This window comes from Sphaerimonospora cavernae (assembly GCF_042435035.1).
Taxonomy (GTDB): domain Bacteria; phylum Actinomycetota; class Actinomycetes; order Streptosporangiales; family Streptosporangiaceae; genus Sphaerimonospora; species Sphaerimonospora cavernae.
Genome location: NZ_JBHMQT010000014.1, coordinates 1 through 18,117, shown reverse-complemented (window position 1 = coordinate 18,117; position 18,117 = coordinate 1). Strand labels below are relative to the sequence as shown.

Annotated in this window: 17 protein-coding genes; 15 read left to right on the top strand and 2 right to left on the bottom strand. The window is 70.1% G+C overall.

The window, feature by feature from the left end; all coding sequences use genetic code 11:
- The first annotated feature begins 11 nt into the window (after positions 1-11).
- The 10 genes from ACFHYQ_RS09190 (at position 12) to ACFHYQ_RS09145 (ending at position 12,412) form a co-directional block, all read left to right on the top strand.
- The gene (locus tag ACFHYQ_RS09190; protein ID WP_394300679.1) at positions 12-587 is read left to right on the top strand and encodes a YceD family protein; all 576 of its coding nucleotides are present in this window, start codon (positions 12-14) and stop codon (positions 585-587) included.
- Position 588: 1 nt separating this feature from the next.
- The gene (gene rpmF / locus ACFHYQ_RS09185) at positions 589-768 is read left to right on the top strand and encodes a 50S ribosomal protein L32 (protein WP_394300678.1); all 180 of its coding nucleotides are present in this window, start codon (positions 589-591) and stop codon (positions 766-768) included.
- Between the two features lie 296 nt (positions 769-1,064).
- Positions 1,065-1,817 (top strand): ribonuclease III, encoded by a 753-nt coding sequence (gene rnc, locus ACFHYQ_RS09180; RefSeq protein ID WP_394300677.1) that lies wholly within the window; start codon positions 1,065-1,067, stop codon positions 1,815-1,817.
- Positions 1,818-1,840: 23 nt separating this feature from the next.
- Positions 1,841-2,791 carry a bifunctional DNA-formamidopyrimidine glycosylase/DNA-(apurinic or apyrimidinic site) lyase gene (mutM, locus tag ACFHYQ_RS09175; RefSeq protein WP_394300676.1) on the top strand — a complete coding sequence of 317 codons (951 nt, stop codon included), beginning with the start codon at positions 1,841-1,843 and terminating at the stop codon, positions 2,789-2,791.
- 85 nt (positions 2,792-2,876) lie between these two features.
- Positions 2,877-3,146 (top strand): acylphosphatase, encoded by a 270-nt coding sequence (locus tag ACFHYQ_RS09170; RefSeq protein ID WP_394300863.1) that lies wholly within the window; start codon positions 2,877-2,879, stop codon positions 3,144-3,146.
- A gap of 188 nt (positions 3,147-3,334) precedes the next feature.
- Positions 3,335-3,529, top strand: a complete 195-nt coding sequence (locus tag ACFHYQ_RS09165) for a hypothetical protein (protein WP_083501994.1) — start codon at positions 3,335-3,337, stop codon at positions 3,527-3,529.
- 275 nt (positions 3,530-3,804) lie between these two features.
- Entirely contained in the window at positions 3,805-7,533 is a 3,729-nt protein-coding gene (gene smc / locus ACFHYQ_RS09160) for a chromosome segregation protein SMC (protein WP_394300675.1), read from the top strand.
- 102 nt (positions 7,534-7,635) lie between these two features.
- On the top strand, positions 7,636-8,790 hold the full coding sequence (gene ftsY / locus ACFHYQ_RS09155; protein WP_394300862.1) for a signal recognition particle-docking protein FtsY: 1,155 nt from the start codon (positions 7,636-7,638) through the stop codon (positions 8,788-8,790).
- Between the two features lie 274 nt (positions 8,791-9,064).
- Positions 9,065-11,134, top strand: coding sequence for a tetratricopeptide repeat protein (locus tag ACFHYQ_RS09150; RefSeq protein ID WP_394300674.1), 2,070 nt, complete (start codon positions 9,065-9,067; stop codon positions 11,132-11,134).
- Between the two features lie 3 nt (positions 11,135-11,137).
- Positions 11,138-12,412: an MFS transporter gene (locus ACFHYQ_RS09145; RefSeq protein WP_394300673.1), complete on the top strand. Its 1,275-nt coding sequence runs from the start codon at positions 11,138-11,140 to the stop codon at positions 12,410-12,412.
- Here the strand turns inward: ACFHYQ_RS09145 and ACFHYQ_RS09140 are convergent.
- Positions 12,409-13,482, bottom strand: a complete 1,074-nt coding sequence (locus ACFHYQ_RS09140; RefSeq protein WP_394300672.1) for a PLP-dependent cysteine synthase family protein — start codon at positions 13,480-13,482, stop codon at positions 12,409-12,411. The two genes, ACFHYQ_RS09145 and ACFHYQ_RS09140, sit on opposite strands and share 4 nt — an antisense overlap.
- Positions 13,483-13,769: 287 nt before the next feature.
- On the opposite strand from ACFHYQ_RS09140, the gene ACFHYQ_RS09135 reads away from it, so the two are divergent.
- Positions 13,770-14,360: a sigma-70 family RNA polymerase sigma factor gene (locus ACFHYQ_RS09135; RefSeq protein WP_394300671.1), complete on the top strand. Its 591-nt coding sequence runs from the start codon at positions 13,770-13,772 to the stop codon at positions 14,358-14,360.
- 112 nt (positions 14,361-14,472) lie between these two features.
- Here ACFHYQ_RS09135 and ACFHYQ_RS09130 read toward each other — a convergent pair whose 3' ends face one another.
- Positions 14,473-15,309: an EamA family transporter gene (locus ACFHYQ_RS09130; protein ID WP_394300670.1), complete on the bottom strand. Its 837-nt coding sequence runs from the start codon at positions 15,307-15,309 to the stop codon at positions 14,473-14,475.
- 233 nt (positions 15,310-15,542) lie between these two features.
- Here ACFHYQ_RS09130 and ACFHYQ_RS09125 point away from each other — a divergent pair, with 233 nt between their 5' ends.
- From ACFHYQ_RS09125 to ACFHYQ_RS09110, 4 genes are all read left to right on the top strand, one after another.
- Positions 15,543-15,854, top strand: coding sequence for a hypothetical protein (locus ACFHYQ_RS09125; RefSeq protein ID WP_394300669.1), 312 nt, complete (start codon positions 15,543-15,545; stop codon positions 15,852-15,854).
- A 40-nt stretch (positions 15,855-15,894) separates the two neighbouring features.
- The gene (locus ACFHYQ_RS09120) at positions 15,895-16,815 is read left to right on the top strand and encodes a polysaccharide deacetylase family protein (RefSeq protein WP_394300668.1); all 921 of its coding nucleotides are present in this window, start codon (positions 15,895-15,897) and stop codon (positions 16,813-16,815) included.
- Between the two features lie 142 nt (positions 16,816-16,957).
- A complete protein-coding gene (locus ACFHYQ_RS09115; RefSeq protein WP_394300667.1) occupies positions 16,958-17,710 on the top strand; it encodes a SpvB/TcaC N-terminal domain-containing protein in 753 nt (250 codons plus the stop codon).
- On the top strand, positions 17,667-18,117 hold a 451-nt coding region (locus ACFHYQ_RS09110), incomplete at its 3' end, for a hypothetical protein (RefSeq protein ID WP_394300666.1). The genes ACFHYQ_RS09115 and ACFHYQ_RS09110, both read left to right, overlap by 44 nt.

Below are 18,117 nucleotides of genomic sequence, written 5' to 3'. Positions count from 1 at the left end.
ACGAGAGCAGGATGTCCGCGCACAACCTCGATCCCCGGGCCCCTTGGGTGATCTCAACTCACGACCTGGGACGCCGACCGGGGTCCATGCGCAGGTTGAACCTGACGCTCCCGGCACCGGCGGATCTCGCGGTCGGAATGATCGGCGTTCCCAAGGACGCCGACGTCGAGCTGGACCTCCGGCTCGAGGCGGTGATGGAGGGCGTGCTCGTCACGGGCACGGCGCGGGCTCAGCTCAGCGGAGAATGCTCGCGTTGCCTGGAGCCGTTGGCCTCGGAAATCGAGGTCGACTTCCAGGAGCTCTACTTCTACTCGGCGGATCCCGCGTTTCCCGGTGGAGACGCGGGTGGCGAGGACGATCTGTTCCTCGACGGCGAGTTGCTCGATCTCGAGCCGGTATTCCGTGACGCGGTGGTGCTCGCGCTGCCGCTGAGCCCGGTGTGCGGGGATGCCTGCCTCGGGCTCTGTGCGGAGTGCGGGATCAGGCTGGCCGAGGCCGGCCCGGACCACCGACACGAGAAGATCGACTCACGCTGGGCGGCGCTGCAGGGTTTGGAAATGGACAACGAAGACGATCAGGAGGGTTGACGTGGCCGTCCCCAAGCGGAAGATGTCGCGGAGCAACACCCGCCACCGCAGGTCTCAGTGGAAGGCCGTCGCTGTCGCGCTCGTGAGCTGCCCCCAGTGCCGCTCGCCCAGGCGCCCGCACACGGCGTGCGAGACCTGCGGCACCTACAACCGCCGCCAGGTGATCGAGCCGTCGGCCTGATCGACCGTCGGCTTATACACATACAGGCGTACAGGGGGCGCCGACCGGATCGTCAAACGACCCGGTCGGCGTTACCTTGCCATCAGGGCCGGTAGCCCTGATGAGGGCTTCGATACGCGCACGCGGTTGGCGGCCGGACGCAGGAGATTCTCGGCACGTGCCCGCGGTCGTGGTGGACGCCGGGGCCCCGGTGAACCGGTGGCCCGGCGTCCACCACGCCTTCGGGCTTTCCCGACGATCCATCTGCCTCCCGTGCTCGACCGGGCCCTGCCATGGGACGAGTTGGGAGGAAACCGATGGGTGCGGCATCGAGTAGTAAGCCGGTGGCGGTGGAGATCGCCAGAGACGATCTGGAGCAGGTGCTCGGCGTCCGGCTCAGCACGGACATTCTGGAGCGGGCGCTGACGCACCGCTCCTACGCGTACGAGAACGGCGGCCTGCCCACGAACGAGCGCCTGGAGTTCCTGGGTGACTCGGTCCTGGGCCTGGTCGTAACGGACACGCTGTTTCGCAACCATCCCGATCTGCCCGAGGGGCAGCTCGCCAAGTTGCGTGCGGCGGTCGTCAACATGCGGGCGCTGGCGGACGTCGCGAGGACCCTCGACCTGGGCAAGTATCTGCGGCTCGGCCGTGGCGAGGAGGGCACGGGCGGGCGCGACAAGTCGTCGATCCTGGCCGACACGCTGGAGGCGCTGATCGGCACGGTCTACGTCGACAAGGGCTTGGACGAGGCGTTCCGCGTCGTCCACCTGCTCTTCGACGCGCTGATCAAGCGGTCGGCCTCGCTCGGCGCCGGGCTCGACTGGAAGACGTCCCTGCAGGAGCTGACCGCGGCTGAGGCGCTCGGGGTGCCCGAGTACCACGTCGACGAGAGCGGCCCCGATCACGCCAAGTCGTTCGTGGCGACGGTCCGCGTCGGCGGTCAGGAGTACGGCGCGGGTGCCGGGCGCAGCAAGAAGGAGGCCGAGCAGCAGGCCGCCGAGGCGGCCTGGACCGCGATCCGCGCGCTGCGCGACGCCCGCGAAGCCGCGGAGCTCGGGCAGAGCTGAGCTGGACTGAGCTGAGCTGACGGATGCCTGAACTGCCCGAGGTCGAGGTCGTCCGGCGTGGGCTGGAACGCTGGGTCGTCGGCCGGACGATCGCGTCGGCGGAGGTCCTGCACCCGCGAGCCGTCCGCAGGAACGCCGGCAGCCTGCCCGACCGGCTCAAGGGCCGGACCGCCGCCTCCGTCGAGCGCCGCGGCAAGTACCTGTGGCTGCCTCTGCTCGACAGTGAGGACATCACCGCCGGCCTGGACGGCCTGGACGGACTGGGCCGCGAGGTCGGTGCGGGTGAGGTCGCTGCGGGTGAGGCGCTCATCGCCCACCTGGGCATGAGCGGCCAGCTCCTCGTCGTGGATCCCCTCACGCCCACGGAGAAGCACCTGAGGGTGCGGCTGACCTTCACGGACGGCGGCCCGGAACTGCGCTTCGTCGACCAGCGCACGTTCGGCCATCTGCTGGTCGCGCCCTTGGCCGTACGGCTGCCGCGCCCGGTACCCGAGCCGATCGCGCACATCGCGGCGGACCCGTTGGAGGACGTGTTCGACGACGAGGAGTTCGCCACCAGGCTGCGGTTGCGCCGTACCGGCATGCCGCGCCGCACTGAGATCAAGCGGGCGCTGCTGGACCAGTCGCTGATCAGCGGGGTGGGCAACATCTACGCGGACGAGGCGCTGTGGCGGGCGCGGCTGCACTGGGCGAGGCCGACCGAGACGCTGACCACAACGAAGATCGCCGAACTGCTGGCGGCGGTCCGCGAGGTGATGGCCGAGGCGCTGGAGCAGGGCGGCACGTCGTTCGACAGCCTGTACGTCAACGTCAACGGGGAGAGCGGCTACTTCGACCGGTCGCTCGCCGTGTACGGCAGGCGGGACCGCCCCTGTCCCCGCTGCGGGACGCCGATCAGGCGGGAGCCGTTCATGAACAGGTCCTCCTATAGCTGTCCGAAATGTCAGCCACGTCCCAGGAATGCTCATCCGTAGCAACAGCCGGGTGCTCCACCTGCTCTTTTATGGTCAGACGGACCCCGGCGTGCGGCGCACGGGGCGGTTTTGGATACTGGTAAGCGTGATTCGGCTGACCGCATGGGTCCGGGGACGGGTGCAGGGTGTCGGGTTCCGTTGGTGGACCCGGTCCCGGGCGCTCGAACTCGGCCTGTCCGGGTGGGCCGCGAACCTCGCCGACGGGAGAGTCGAGGTCGTGGCCGAAGGCCCCCGGGAATCGTGCGTCAAGCTTCTCGAGGCGTTACGCGGCGGCGACACGCCCGGCCAGGTGGAGGGGGTAGTTGAGCGATGGAGCGACGCTAAGGGAAGTATGGCCGGGTTTGTAGAGAGGTAGGCCTTCCCCCAAACCCACCAAATCGGGTATATTTACCTGTCGAGAGTGCCTACCGGCCGTCTGTGTGGAGCGTTCAACTTGACCGCCTCCATTGCCGGTGCGACTCTTGAGAGGAACCACGCGCACCCCTCCCGCGGTATAGAAGTGCGCGAACCAGTCTGGTCACTCAGCGTGGAGGACCCTTTACTATGGCGAAGGCTCTACTCGGCCACGTCGGCGGTCCTGACCCTCGGATGATCTCGGAAATGCGCCGTCTCCAGCAGCGCGTCCGTGATCTGGAGGCAGAACTCACCCGGCTCCAGGCGCAGAACGACGCGCTCGCGGCGCAAGCTCGCGACGAAGCCCTGGCCCGGCTGCAGGATCGCGAGCCGGTTCTCACCTGAGGACCGGCAGGGGATTGGAAAACGGATTGTAGGGACGCCCCGCAAAGGCGTCCCTTGCCATTTCCGGACTCGCTTCCTCTCGCTTTCGCCATACTTTCCGCACCGCTCCGCCCGTACTTCCTTCGGAGTTCGTACGGATCGTCACCGATTTCGCGCTCAGAACGTCCGGGCGAGACACGACTCGGAGACACCGTTCGCTGAGCGTATGCGACGTTTCGAAGTCGCCAGAGCGATAGTCTTCCCCAGAACGCGTGGGCGCGGGGAGGGGGCGACAGGTGTACCTGAAGACCCTGACCCTGCGCGGCTTCAAGTCCTTCGCCTCCGCGACCACCCTGAGGTTCGAGCCCGGCATCACCTGCGTCGTCGGCCCCAACGGATCAGGCAAGTCCAACGTCGTCGACGCCCTCGCCTGGGTGATGGGCGAGCACAGCGCCAAGTCGCTGCGCGGCGGCAAGATGGAGGACGTCATCTTCGCCGGCACCTCGAGCCGGCCGCCGCTCGGCCGGGCCGAGGTCACGTTGACCATCGACAACACCGACGGCGCGCTCCCCATCGACTACACCGAGGTGACGATCAGCCGGCTGATGTTCCGGTCCGGCCAGAGTGAGTACGCCATCAACGGCGACACCTGCCGCCTCCTCGACATCCAGGAACTGCTGTCGGACTCCGGCATCGGCCGCGAGATGCACGTGATCGTCGGGCAGGGCCAGCTCGACCAGGTGCTGCACGCCGGCCCCGATGAGCGCCGCGCGTTCATCGAGGAGGCGGCGGGCGTCCTGAAGCACCGCAAGCGCAAGGAGAAGGCGCTCCGCAAGCTCGACGCGATGCAGGCGAACCTGACCCGCGTCCAGGACCTCGTCACCGAGTTGCGCCGCCAGCTCAAGCCGCTGGGCCGTCAGGCTGAGATCGCCAGGAAGGCCGCGGTGATCCAGGCCGACCTGAGGGACGCACGGCTGCGCCTGCTCGCCGACGACGTGGTGACTCTCCGCGACACGCTGCGGCGGGAGGAGGCCGACGAGGCGGCCGTACAGGCGCGGCGATCCCGGGTCGAGAACGATCTCACGGAAGGGCAGCGGCGGGAGGCCGAGCTGGAGGCCGCGGAGAACGAGGCCCAGCCGCGCCTGAAGGCGGCGCAGGAGACCTTCTACCGCCTGTCGGCCCTGCGGGAGCGGCTGCGCGGCGTCGAAGGCCTCGCCGCGGAACGGCAGCGGCACGCCGCGGACGCCGCCTCGATCGAGCGCCGGGGGCGCGACCCGGAGGACCTGGAGCGGGAGGCGGCCGAGGTCCGCGAGCAGGAGCGGACGCTGTCAGAGGAGCTGGAAGAGGCGCGCGAGCGCCTGGCAGCGGCCGTGGAGGTCCGGGCCGAGGCCGAGGAGGCGCTGGCCGCGGAGGAGCGGCGCCTGGCCGCCGCCGCGCGGGCCGCCGCCGACCGGCGCGAGGCCCTCGCCCGGCTACGCGGCCAGGTCGAGTCGGCACGCAGCCGTGCCCGTGCCGCCGGTGAGGAGGTCGGGCGGCTCACCAAGGCTCTCGACGAGGCTCGGCAGCGGGCCGAGCGTGCGCGGGTCGAGCACGACGCGCAGGAGCTGAGCGAACCGGTCGCCGACCCCGAGCTGGTCGCCGAGCTGGCGGCCGCCCAGGAGGGCGTCGACCTCGCCCGTGCCGCCGTGGAGGAGGCCCGGGCCGTGGGCGTGCAGGCGGAGGCCGTGGTGGATGAGGCGCGCGCCGCCCTGACGGCGCCGCGTGAGGCGCTGGCCGCCGCCGGATCGGCTGTCACCACGGCTCGCGCCGCCGACCAGGAGTCGCAGCGTACGATGGCCGCGCTGCAGGCGCGGTGCGAGGCGCTGGAGATGAGCCTCGCCGGAGGCGCCGACGGGGCGGCCGCGCTGCTCGGCGCGGGGCTGCCCGGAGTTCTCGGCCCGATCGCCGCCCTGCTGAACGTGGAGCCCGGAGCGGAGGCGGCCGTCGCCGCGGTGCTCGCGGTCGACGGCGTGGCCGTGGCCTCGCTGACGGCCGCCGTGGCAGCGGTGGAGCAGTTGCGTGACTGCGGCGGTGGCCGCTGCGCTCTCCTCATCGCGGCCGGCCCCGAGTCGGTCGAGCAGACGGAGGGGGGCGTGCGGCAGGCCGCCGAACCACCGGTGGCGGACGCCGCATGGGCGGCCGACCTGGTGAAGGTGTCCGAGGAACTCCGTCCGTCGGTCGAGGCGCTCCTGGCGGACGTGGTCGTCGTCCCCGACCTGCTCACGGCGGGCAAGGTCGTTGATCTGCGGCCGGATCTGCGGGCGGTCACCCGGGCGGGCGACGTGCTCGGCGTCCACGCGGCGCGCGGCGGCGCGGCGGGGGAGAGCTCCGCACTGCAGATGCGCCGGGCGCTGGACGAGGCCGCCGCCGAGTCGGCCACCGCGCGAGCGGCCGCCGAGCGGCACGCCGAGGCGCTGGCCGAGGCGACGGCCGCGGAGGAGGAGTGCCGGCTCGCCGTCGAGGCGGCCCAGGCCCGGGTCACCGAGGCGAGCAGCGGCGTGAGCGCCGCCCAGAACGCCGTCAACAGCGCCCAGAACGGATTGAACGCCGCCCAGGCCGTGCTCGACGGGCTGCGCGGCAGACAGCGGGACGCCGACAGGAGGGCGGCCGAGGCGGCCAAGCACCTCGCCCGTCTGGAGGCCGCCGTCAAGGCCGCCCAGGACGAGGCCGCCCGGCTGGCCAGAGCCGTACAGGACGCCGAGGAGGCCGGGGAGACCGCCCAGGCGGGTGTCGTGGAGCTGGAGGAACGGCTCGCGGAGGCGGAGTACGCGGCCGAGTTGGAGGCCGAGCCGACCACCGATGCCCGGGACGAGCTGGCAGCGGCCTGCGGGGTCACCCGGCAGGCCGAGATGGAGGTCAGGCTCGCCGTCCGCACCGCCGAGGAGCGGGTCAGGGGCATCGCCGGGCGCGTGGACGGGCTGCTGCGCGCCGCCAGGCGGGAACGTGAGGACCGCGCGAAGGCGGCGGCCGAGCGGGCACGCCGCCGGGCGCAGGCGCAGACCGCCGCCACCGTGGTCGAGGGGGCCCGGGCCGCGCTGCGCGCCATCGAGGGCTCTCTGGCCGCCGCTGAGCAGGAGCGCGACGAGGCGGAGCGGGCGCGTGGGGAGATCGACGCCGAGCTCAAGGCGGTACGGCTGCGCGTGCGCGAGCTCGGCGCCGAGCTGGACGCCCTGGTCAACCGGGTGCACGGCAGCGAGATGGCCAGGACCGAGCGGCGGCTGCGGCTCGAGCAGATGGAGCAGCGGGCGATGGAGGAGTTCGGCCTCGAACTCGAGCCGCTGATCGCGGAGTACGGCCCGGAGGCCCCGGTGCCGGGCGAGCCGCCGGTTCCGTACGTCCGGGAGGAGCAGGAGAAGCGGGCCAGGGTGGCCGAGCGGCAGATGGCCCAGCTCGGCAAGGTCAACCCGCTCGCTCTCGAGGAGTTCGCCGCGTTGGAGGAGCGGCACGCGTTCCTCACCTCCCAGCTGGAAGACCTCAAGAAGACACGCAAGGACCTCCTGCTCGTCGTGAAGGAGGTCGACGAGCGGGTCGAGCAGGTGTTCGCCGCGGCCTACGAGGACGTGGCGCGGGAGTTCGCGCAGATCTTCCAGCGGGTGTTCCCCGGCGGTGAGGGGCGGCTCATGCTGACCGACCCGAGCGACATGCTCACCACGGGGGTGGAGGTGGAGGCCCGGCCGCCCGGCAAGAAGGTCAAGCGGCTGTCCCTGCTGTCGGGCGGGGAGCGGTCGCTGACGGCGGTGGCCTTCCTCATCTCCATCTTCAAGGCACGCCCGTCGCCGTTCTATGTGATGGACGAGGTCGAGGCGGCCCTGGACGACACCAACACCCAGCGCCTGCTGACCCTTTTCGAGGAGCTGCGGCAGAGCTCCCAACTCATCGTGATCACCCACCAGAAGCGCACGATGGAGATCGCCGACGCGTTGTACGGCGTGTCGATGCGGGGTGACGGCGTCACCCAGGTGGTCAGCCAGCGGCTGCGGGACTGACTGTCCCGGGCACCCCCGGGCGCGTCACGGGTGCGGTGACGGGAGCATCGCGGTTGATCTGGGAAACTGCATGGTGTGGACGCATACGTAGGCATAATCGTGATGGTGATCTCCATCGCCGTCCTGGCGGTGGGGAGCCTGTTCCTGCTGCTCCGGCCGAAAGGCAGGGGCCTCCCGCCCGTGGAGGCGCCGCCGGAGCCGCCCGCGCCCACGCTTGAGGAACCGGCGAAGGCGGGCCCGAGCGAAGAAGAGGGCGGCGCGACGACGACGCTGCCTCCTCCGCCGGTCGCTCCCGTCGAGGAGCTGCTCAAGGCTCCGGAGATCGAGATCCCGCTGCCGTCGGCCGGCCGGATGGTACGGCTGCGCAGCCGGTTGGCCCGATCGCAGAACATGCTCGGCCGGGGCCTGCTCGACCTGCTGTCCCGGGACCGCCTCGACGACGACGCGTGGGACGAGATCGAGGAGACCCTGATCACCGCCGACATCGGCGTGTCCACCACCCGCGCGATGGTGGAGGACCTGCGGACGAAGGTGAAGGTGCTCGGCACGCGCACCCCGGCCGAGGTGCGCAAGCTGCTTCGGGAGGAGCTGCTCACGCAGGTCTCCCCGGAGCTCGACCGGACCCTGGGCACGGAGCCGCACGGCGAGCGGCCGGCCGTCGTCCTGGTCGTGGGCGTCAACGGCACCGGCAAGACCACCACGTCGGGCAAGCTGGCCCGGGTGCTGGTCGGCGACGGCAAGAAGGTCGTGCTCGGCGCGGCCGACACGTTCCGGGCGGCGGCGACCGATCAGCTGCAGACCTGGGGCGACCGGGTGGGCGCCGCGACCGTACGCGGCCCCGAGGGCGGCGACCCGGCGTCGGTGGCGTTCGACGCGGTGGCCAGGGGCATCGAGGACAAGGCGGACACCGTGATCGTCGACACGGCCGGCCGTCTGCACACGAAGACCGGGCTGATGGACGAGCTGGGCAAGGTCAAGCGGGTCATCGAGAAGAAGGCCACGGTGGACGAGGTGCTGCTGGTCCTCGACGCGACGACCGGGCAGAACGGCATGCGCCAGGCCCAGGTGTTCGCCGAGGTGGTCAACGTCACCGGCATCGCGCTGACCAAGCTGGACGGCACCGCCAAGGGCGGGATCGTGATCTCGGTGCAGCGCGAGCTCGGGGTTCCGGTCAAGCTGGTCGGCCTGGGCGAGGGCCCCGATGATCTGGCGCCCTTCGATCCGGAGGTTTTCGTCGATGCCATTGTGGGGGATTGATCGCGCCGGAATCCGTCCGATTCCGGACAATCTCCAGTGAAGCCTTGTTAAGCGATCTGGTTTATGTTGATATTTCCCTCGTTTGACACATGATCGGGAGGGATCGACATGAAGAAGATCGTTGTTCACAAGCCTGGAACGGTCAAGCTCTCCGCCGCGGCCAGCCCTCGGCACCTGGTCTGATCAACGCCGAAGCCGGCGCCCTGCAGGGTTCACCCAACCCGGGGCACCGGCTTCGTTCGCGTTCTGGACTGATTCGGAGAGGGGAGATCGCGTGCGCCATCTGTGGGTCCGCGGAGCGCGATGGTCGGGGGAGGCGCCGTCGCAGGGGCTCCTGGTGCCCCCGATCGACGCCCATCGACGGCGGTGCGGGCCGTACACCGCCGCGGGCGTCCTGCTGCACGCGCTGGTGCCCGGCGCGCTGGAGCGCCGGCCCGACCTGGTGGCCGCACACGACATCGAGATCCGTACGGCCGCGCCCGACCTGTGCGACAGGGTCCCCGCCCGGCGGCAGTCGATCTCGGCCGGCCTGCCCAGGTCGCAGCGCATCCTGGTGCCCGGGCCGCGCCGCACGCTGCGGATCGCCAACGGTCTCGCCGAGTTCCTCCGCGACCATCTGCGCGATCAGGCGGGATCAGCGGGATCGGATGGGCCGCGCGCACTCGTTGTGGAGCAGGTCGACCAGGCCGACCACACCGACCGCGAACTGCTCACCGTGCTGCTCCGCCGCCTGGACCCCGCCCTGCTCACGCTCGTGATCTGCGCGGCCGACCCCGACCCTGATCTGGCGGCCGCCCTGGAACGACACGCCGCGCTCGTGGAGGATGCCGGGCCCGATGGGGACGCCGGGCTTGTCGGGGACGCCGGGCTTGTAGGGGACTACGTCGAGCTGGACGGCAGCTGTGACGTGCCGGCGGTGCGCGAGCCGTACGAACGGATGACCTCCGAGGAACGGGCACGCCGGCACCGGGAAAGGGCCGACGCCCTGGCCGCGACCGGGCTCGTCGCGCCGCGACTGGGGGCCATCCCCTACCACCGCGAGCAGGCCGGAGACCCGCGGGCGACGATCGACGCGTTCGGGTACGCGGTGGAGCGGTGCCTGGTCGAGGGCTTCCACCATGCCGTCGTCGAGCTCGGCGAACGGGCGTTGCGGATCATCGAGCGGGAGGCCGACCCCGACGCCTGGTGGCGGATTCTGCACAGCACGGCGTCCGCGCTGGGCGCCACCGAGCGGGAGGACGCGGCCCGCGCGCTGTTCGACCTGGCCCGCCGGGAGATCGTCGACGCCAAGGACCGGGCGACCGCGGCGTACGCCACGGCGATGCTGCTGGTGCGCCACCACGACCCCGCCCGGCGGGACGCCGACGAGGCGCTGGCCTGGATCAACGAGGCGGTGGCGCTCACCTCGCTGCTGCCCGACCGCCGGGTGCGCGCCTTCCACCTGGGATTCGACCTGAACGGCAAGGCCCTGGTGGTGAGCCGCCGCGGCCGGCTCACCGAGGCGTACCGGCTCGTCGAGGAGGCCATCGAGCTGGCGGAACGCGATCTGGACCCCGGCGAGCATCCGATCCACCGGCTGGTCCTGCGGGCCAACCGGGCCCAGCTGACCGCGATGCTCGGCCGGCCGGACGAGGCGCTACCGGACCTGACCGCCGCGATCGAGGCGGACCCGCGGTACCCCGACTACTACATCGACCGCGGCAACCTGCTGTGCCGTCTGGGCAGGCACGACGACGCGGTCGCCGACTACGAGACCGCGATGCGGGTGAGCCCGCCCTTCCCCGAGCCGTACTACAACCGGGCGGAGATCCGGTTCGCCGCCGGGGACCACGAGGGAGCCCTGGCCGACCTGGACTACGCGCTGGAGCTCGATCCCGGGTTCACGGTCGCCTATGTCAACCGGGCCGGTCTGCTGGCGGGCGCCGGGGAGTACGGCAGGGCTCGTGACGACGCGGAACGGGGTCTGGCCCTGGAACCGGGCAACGCCCACCTGCTGTGCGTGCTGGGGCAGGTGGCGACGGCCGAGAGCAGGCACGCGGAGGCGCGCAAGGCGCTCGACGCGGCCGTCGACCGTGACTCCGGACTCGCGTCCGCCTGGGCCGCCCGGGGCGTTCTCGCCTTCGAGACGGGCGACCTCGAAGGGGCGGTGGCCGACCTGACCCGGGCGGTCGAGCTCGGGGAGGACGCCGAGGACGCCGCGCAGCTGTTCACAGCGCTGTTCAACCGGGCCGTCGCGTTGCGGGCGCTGGGCAGGCAGGAGCAGGCCAGGGCCGACCTGCTCCAGGCGCTGGAGCTGGCGCCCGACGACGAGGACGTACGGCGCGCATTGGACGCGGGGAGCTGAGAGGTGCGGGAGGAGACCCCGGCGAGGCCGGTCGGTCAACCGGCGCCGGAGGGAAAGACCTACCCCGTCCACCGGTACTGGCTGCTGCTCGCGGCCTATCTCACCTCGTCGGTCGGCAACTGGATGTATCGGCTGACCCTTCCCCTGCTGGTGCTGCACCTGACCGACTCCGCCCTGGCCACCGGCGGGCTGTACGCGCTGGAGTACCTCCCCTACCTGCTGCTCGCGATGTTCGGCGGAGTGATCGCCGACCGGTTCGACCGCAGGCGGGTGCTGATCGCGGGGGACCTGGCCGCCGGGGTGATCGCCTGCGCCCTGGCCCTGTTCGTGATGGCGGGCGCGCAGCCGATCTGGCTGATCTTCGTGCTCACCTTCCTGCTTGCGTGCGTCGATCCGCTCTATCAGCCGGCCTTCCAGAGCATCCTGCCCGCGCTGGTGCCGCCGGAGCGTCTGGCGACGGCGAACGCGCGGGTCCACATGGGCGACTGGACGCTCAGCGCGGTGGGCCCGGTCATCGGCGCGGCCGTCGTGACGGCGCTGGGCTACCAGACGGCGATCTTCCTGGACGCCGGGACGTTCCTGGTGTCCGCGCTCCTGATCCTGCTCATCGGCCGCAGGAGCGCGGTCCCGGCCGTCAGCCGTGCCGTCGCCGTCGGGCGATCGGTGTTCGCGGACATCCGGGAGGGCCTGCGCTACCTGTTCCGGGAGAACCGGATCGTCCTGTCCAGCGCCCTGCTCTCCATGGCGGGCAACTTCGCGATCTGGCTGGCCCTGGCCAACCTCATCTTCTACCTCACCGAATACCACCGGTTCACGCCGACCGAGATCGGCGTGGTGTACGGCATGCAGGGCGTCGGCGCGGTGCTCGGCGCGGCGCTGGTCGGTCGTCTGCTCAGGCGCTTTCCACCGGGCCCGCTCATGATCTGGGCGATGGCCGTGGGCGGCCTGGCCGTGCTGTGCCTGATCCCGGCGCGCGGCCCGGTGGCGATCGGGGCGGCCTGGCTGGTGCAGTTCGCCGCGGCGGGGGTGCTCGGCGTGTCCGCGCTCACCCTCAGGCAGCGGCTCATCCCCGAGCGGCTGCTCGGCCGGGTCCTCGGCAGCGCGCGGATGCTCGGCTTCGCCTCCATTCCCCTCGCGTCGATCGTCACCGGCGCGTTGGAGTACGCACTGCATGACATGTACGTGATCCTGGCCGTCTCGGGCGTCATCTGGCTGCTGCTGTCGGTGGCCGTGTCCCGATCTCCACTGCGCCGCGCCGTCCTCGAGTCCGCTGCCTAATGGGCCGTAAGGAATTTCCGGAGTTCGGTGAGATGGGGAGCGATGTCGATCCCCTTCTCGGCGAGCCACCGGGGATCCCCGTAGGTGTCCCGGTAGCGCTCGCCACCGTCGCAGATCAACGTGACGACGCTGCCGCGCTCGCCCTTCTCCCGCATCTCCCTGATGACCTGCACGGCCGCCGCGATGTTCGTGCCGGTCGATCCGCCGACGTCGCGGCGGGTGACCTCCCTGACCCAGTGCATGGCGGCGATCGACAGCGCGTCGGGCACCCGGGTCATCCGGTCGATGACCGTGGGCAGGAACGACGGCTCCACCCGGGGGCGCCCGATGCCCTCGATCCGTGACCCGTTTCCGGCGTGCTCTCCGCCGGAGACCCAGGACGGATAGAACACCGAGCCCTCGGGGTCGGCCACGCACAGCCGCGTCTGATGCCGGCGATAGCGGATGTAGCGGCCGATCGTCGCCGAGGTGCCGCCGGTGCCCGCGCCCACCACGATCCACAGCGGCTCCGGGTGCCGTTCCAGGGTCATCTGCTGGAAGATGCTCTCGGCGATGTTGTTGTTGCCCCGCCAGTCGGTCGCGCGCTCGGCGTAGGTGAACTGGTCCATGTAGTGGCCGCCGGTCTCGGCGGCGAGCCGGTGGGACTCCGCGTAGATCGCACCCGGATCGGCCACCAGGTGGCACTTGCCGCCGTAGAACTCGATGATCTCCCGTTTCTCCGGGGACGTGGTCGCCGGGATCACCGCGATGAACGGCAGGCCGAGCAGACGGGCGAAGTACGCCTCGCTGACCGCCGTGGAGCCGCTGGACGCTTCGATGATCGTCGTCTGGGGGCCGATCCAGCCGTTGGCCAGGCCGTACAGGAAGAGGGACCGGGCGAGGCGGTGCTTGAGTGAACCGGTCGGGTGTACCGACTCGTCTTTCAGGTAGAGGTCGATCCCCCAGCGCGTAGGGAGTGGGAAGACATGCATGTGAGTGTCGCAACTGCGGTTGGCGTCGGCCTCCACGGCCTGGATGGCCTCGGCCACCCACGCCCGGGTGGCCGGATCGTGCCGGTCCACGTATTCCATGGCGGTCACTCTACTGGCGTGACGTCTGCCACATTTTACTCGCGATTGAGCCATTAGTGTTATGATAATGAGACTTGTCCGGCTATCGCGTGACCTGACCGCGGTGTGCCAATGCCGTAGGCATTCCGAATCAACAGAAACCACGATTAACGCTCTGCTTACGGCCCACTTGGGATGATGCCGCGGGGTGCGCTGTCGATCAGGGCCCAGGTATGACGATGGACGCGCATCTTTCGCATGGGTTCCTGCCGGACGGGTAACGGGGGAGAAGTCTGTAGGGGGATGAGATGATCTTGACGGACGATCAGCGACAGGCCTGGTTCGAGCGCGAGGTCGTGCCGGTCACCAGCCAGCTCTATGCGTCAGCCATGCGCCTCACCCGGAATCCCGCGGATGCGGAGGACCTGGTTCAGGAGACCGTGGCGAAGGCCTACACGTCCTATCACCAGTTCCGTGAGGGCACCAACCTCAAGGCGTGGCTGCACCGGATCCTGACGAACAACTTCATCAACGACTATCGCAAGAAGCAGCGATCGCCGAAGCTCTCGGCCGCCGAGGAGATCGAGGACTGGCAGCTCGCCGCTGCCGAGTCCCACACGTCGAACGGCCTGCGGTCCGCGGAGGCCGAAGCCCTCGACCAGCTTCCCGACACCGTCGTGATGGACGCCCTGCGCGCGCTGCCCGAGGAGTTCCGGGTGGCGGTCTACCTGGCGGACGTCGAGGGCTTCGCCTACAAGGAGATCGCTGACCGCATGGGCACCCCCATCGGCACGGTCATGTCCAGGCTGCACCGCGGCCGGCGTCAGTTGCGCGGCATGCTCGAGGGTTACGCCCGGGAAGAGGGCGTCGTACGCGTCCCCGAGCCCTGTGCCGCCTGAACCACGGGGCCGCCTGAACCACGGGGCTGCCTGAACCACGGGGCTGCCTGAAGCACGGGGCTGCCTGAAGCACGGGGCCGCCTGAAGCACGGGGCTGCTTGAACCGGGGGCCTCAGGCAGCGGCGATGAGCGCGATCGAGCCCAGTGCGAAGCCGACGCCGGCGATCTGCACCGGGCTCAGCCGTTCGCCGAGTACGTATCGCGCGAGCAGCAGCGTGCTCGCCGGGTAGAGCGAGGCCAGCACCGCGACCAGGCTGAGCATGCCGCGCTGGACGGCGAGCAGATAGAGCACGTTCGCCGCCATGTCGAGGACCCCGGCGGCGATCGTCACGGGCAGGCTGCCCGGCAGGGGCCGCAGACTCCTGCGGGCGGCGAGCGCCAGCATCGCGACCAGCGTGACCGACGCGGCCCTCGCCGCGAGCAGGGGCCAGCCACCCGTCCCGGCCGGGGCGAGTTTGATCAGGACGAAGAAGGCGCCGAAGCCCGCGCCGGCGGCGAGCGCGGCCAGCACCGGGCCGATCTTGAATGCCGAGGCGGGGCCGTTCGGCTCCCGGCTGACCAGCACGACGGCGAACAGTCCCACAGCGATGCCGACGAGCGCCAGGGCCGGGGGCCGATCACCGGCGACCAGGCCGAAGATCACCGGCAGTGCCATCGAAGCGGCAGCGGTGGTCGGCGCGACCACCGACATCATCCCGGCTGCCAGCGCCCGGTAGAACAGCACGATGGCGGCGCCCCCGACCACGCCGGCGGCCAGCCCCCACATCAGCGCCGGCGCGCTCGGCGAGCCGGACAGGAACGGGATCAGCGCCCCGATCAGCGCCAGCCCTCCGAGCTGTGACAGAACCACGACGGCCAACACCCGTGAGCGTCTGGTGGCCAGCCCGCCGAAGAAGTCGGCCGTACCGAAGATCACTGCACTCGCCGTCGCCAGCGCCACCACCGTCACGAACAACTCCCCACAAAACGGTCATTGATGGTGCGACGAAGTGTAATGGCTGATCATTTCCGCGCGACCGGAGGCGGCCCTCGGCGGTGTGCGGAAGAACCCGTCGACGACTCGCCGGTACGCCTGCGTGATTACGGATTGAAGTCGCATCATTACTGAGTGGAGTCATCTGCATCGGTTCAACACTGGGTACATACCTTTTGGGGCAGATCGTCGCTCAGGCAGGGGGACACGTGACGCTGAGCGAGTCGGGCGCCGCGATCGAGAAACTCCGGGTGGAACTCGCCGCGCTCGGCGTCCACGAGGCCTATGAGATCGGTGACGGCGTCACGCTCTCGGTGTGGATCGGCCTGGTCGTGAGCTTCCGCGAAGATCTTTACCGTTGGCGAGAGGGAACCGTGAAACACCGCCACCTGGGTAGTGATCCTGGTGGATGCGCCATCCGGGTGGCCCGTCGGTACGCCGAACTGAAGGCGGACGTGCCGCCCTGGTGGGAGGAACTGGCCAGGGTTCTGCGGGGGGATCCGGCCGAGGAGTATCCCTAGCGCGTCCGCACCCCCGCCTGCTCTCCGTCGAATAGGAGACGTGGAGTGGGAGAAGGGGGATCACATGCGGATCGGGCCGGTTCTGCTGTCGCTGTTGCTGCTCGCCGGGTCTGTCGAACTCGCCGGGTGCGGTCGGGGCGCCGAGCGTGGCGAGGCCGGCCCTCGGGTCCTGCCCATGCGTGCCCCGGCCGCCCACCGCTTCGGCACCCGCGCCCACTTCGACACCGGAGTGCTCCGGATGCGCCTGGCCGGGATCCAGCCTCGCTGGCCCGGCCCCCGTCTGCCCGTCGCGCCGCCTCCCCGCCAGGTCGACTGTGAGAGGCTCAAGTGCGTCGCCCTCACCTTCGATGACGGGCCGGGGGAGCAGACCGACAAGGTCCTCGACACGCTGGCCGCCCATCACGCCCGCGCCACGTTCTTCATGCTCGGCGAGATGATCACCGATGGCACCCGCGAATTCGTCCGCCGGATGGTCTCCGAGGGTCACGAACTGGGCAACCACTCATGGGATCACGCGTCGCTCGCGGGGCTCTCGCCGGAGGCGCTCAAACGCGAGCTGGGCCGTACGCAGGACATCGTCCGCCAGGTCGCCGGCGTGCGGATGAGCGTCATGCGTCCGCCGTACGGTGCGACCAACCATGAGGTGGCGGCGGTGACCAAGCAGGAGGGGCTGGCGCAGATCCTGTGGGCCGTCGACACGCTCGACTGGCGTGACCGAAACGCGGCGATCGTGGCCAAACGCTGTGGCGACGCCAAGCCCGGTGACATCGTGCTGATGCACGACATCCACCCGACCACGGTGCAGGCGCTGCCGCACCTGCTGGACGCACTCGACCACAAGGGCTTCACCTATGTGACGGTCTCGGAGCTGCTCGGCCGGCTCGTCCCGGGCAAGGAGTACCTCAGCCACCCGCCCACCGACCGAGGACTCCAGGCCAAGGAGGCCCGCCCCGGCTCCTGACCCACCCCGCGGCACCCCGAGATCGTGTCGGCGCTCACGCAACTTTCGTGACGTGGTCGCGTCTAGACGAAAGATATCTGTGTGATGTGAGTGGCACTCGCCGTACTCTTCCGACCCGGCCGCCTCGAAGCTGACGTTGTCGGTGGACGGGCGTTCCACCGACATCGTGAAGGACTCCGGCGGTAAGTGGCGCACGGTTGAGGATTACGGGTGGAAGATCGAGCCGATCGGCTCGCAGTCGTGGTGGCGGATCACCACGCAGGACGGCACGGTCTACCGGTTCGGCTACAACGAGGACTCCGCGTTGTCGATGTCGTTCATCGGCGACGATGAGGGCGAGCCGTGTTATCAGTATTATCCCAAGCCCGGCAGCGGTAAGTCGACGGTCGATCGGGTCTGTGAGGACACCTGGCGTTGGATGCTGGACCGGGAGGTCGATCCGAACGGCAACGTGATCGATTATTCCTACGATGTGGAGTACGGCGCCTACTGTACGTCGGCGCTGGGCGGGGGGGATGAGTGTTCCCCGGAGTACGACCAGGCCGCGCATGTGCGTGAGGTGCGGTACGGGCACAACGTCAACGTCGCCGGGTCGACGCCGAGTGCGCGGATCGTGTTCGCGACCGCTGCCCGGGCCTCGGGTGGGATCACCGATGAGCCGGAGTGGTGCAAGGACGGTGACTGGTCGTCGTGTCTGTTCGCCCCGCCGACTTTCTCCACCAGCAAGAAGCTGACCTCGATCACCACCCAGACCTGGAAGGCGGGGGGGCGGTTCTGGGTGGGAGGACGTGACCCGGTGGGAGTTGTCGTACGCGTGGTTGTACGGCGATGTGCTGGAAGAGCATCCGATCTTGTGGCTGGATTCGATCCGGCAGGTCGGCCTGGCCGGTGGTAACGGCACGCAGATCGCGTTGCCGGCGACCACGTTCGATGCGACGTTCCTGGACAACGCCGTCAGCATCTACCTGGATCCGGTGCGGTTCCCCCGGATCGGCGCGGTCGGCAATGGGCTGGGCGGGCGTAGTGAGGTGGAGTACGGCCAGGCCCGCCCGTGCCCGAATCCGTGGCGGTATCCGCCGACTGACGGGTGGGAGACCCGCGGGCTGGACTGCTACTTCGTCACCACGAGCCAGGAGATCGTCAACGGGACGTGGTACTACACCGGTGAGGTGTACGCGAAGTGGCTGGTGATGTCGGTCACCGACATCGATCTGGTGGGCGGCTCTCCGGAGCAGGTGATCGGCTACTCCTACGGCGGTGACCCGGCCTGGGTGATCCCGGACAATCCTTTGGCGCCGCGTC

Excerpts from the sequence above, each read along its gene's own strand:
- ACFHYQ_RS09190 (WP_394300679.1), top strand. The coding sequence starts at position 12 with ATGTCCGCGCACAACCTCGATCCCCGGGCCCCTTGGGTGATCTCAACT.
- rnc (WP_394300677.1), top strand. The coding sequence starts at position 1,065 with ATGGGTGCGGCATCGAGTAGTAAGCCGGTGGCGGTGGAGATCGCCAGA.
- mutM (WP_394300676.1), top strand. The coding sequence starts at position 1,841 with ATGCCTGAACTGCCCGAGGTCGAGGTCGTCCGGCGTGGGCTGGAACGC.
- ACFHYQ_RS09165 (WP_083501994.1), top strand. The coding sequence starts at position 3,335 with ATGGCGAAGGCTCTACTCGGCCACGTCGGCGGTCCTGACCCTCGGATG.
- ftsY (WP_394300862.1), top strand. The coding sequence starts at position 7,636 with ATGGTGATCTCCATCGCCGTCCTGGCGGTGGGGAGCCTGTTCCTGCTG.
- ACFHYQ_RS09140 (WP_394300672.1), bottom strand. The coding sequence starts at position 13,482 with ATGGAATACGTGGACCGGCACGATCCGGCCACCCGGGCGTGGGTGGCC.
- ACFHYQ_RS09135 (WP_394300671.1), top strand. The coding sequence starts at position 13,770 with ATGATCTTGACGGACGATCAGCGACAGGCCTGGTTCGAGCGCGAGGTC.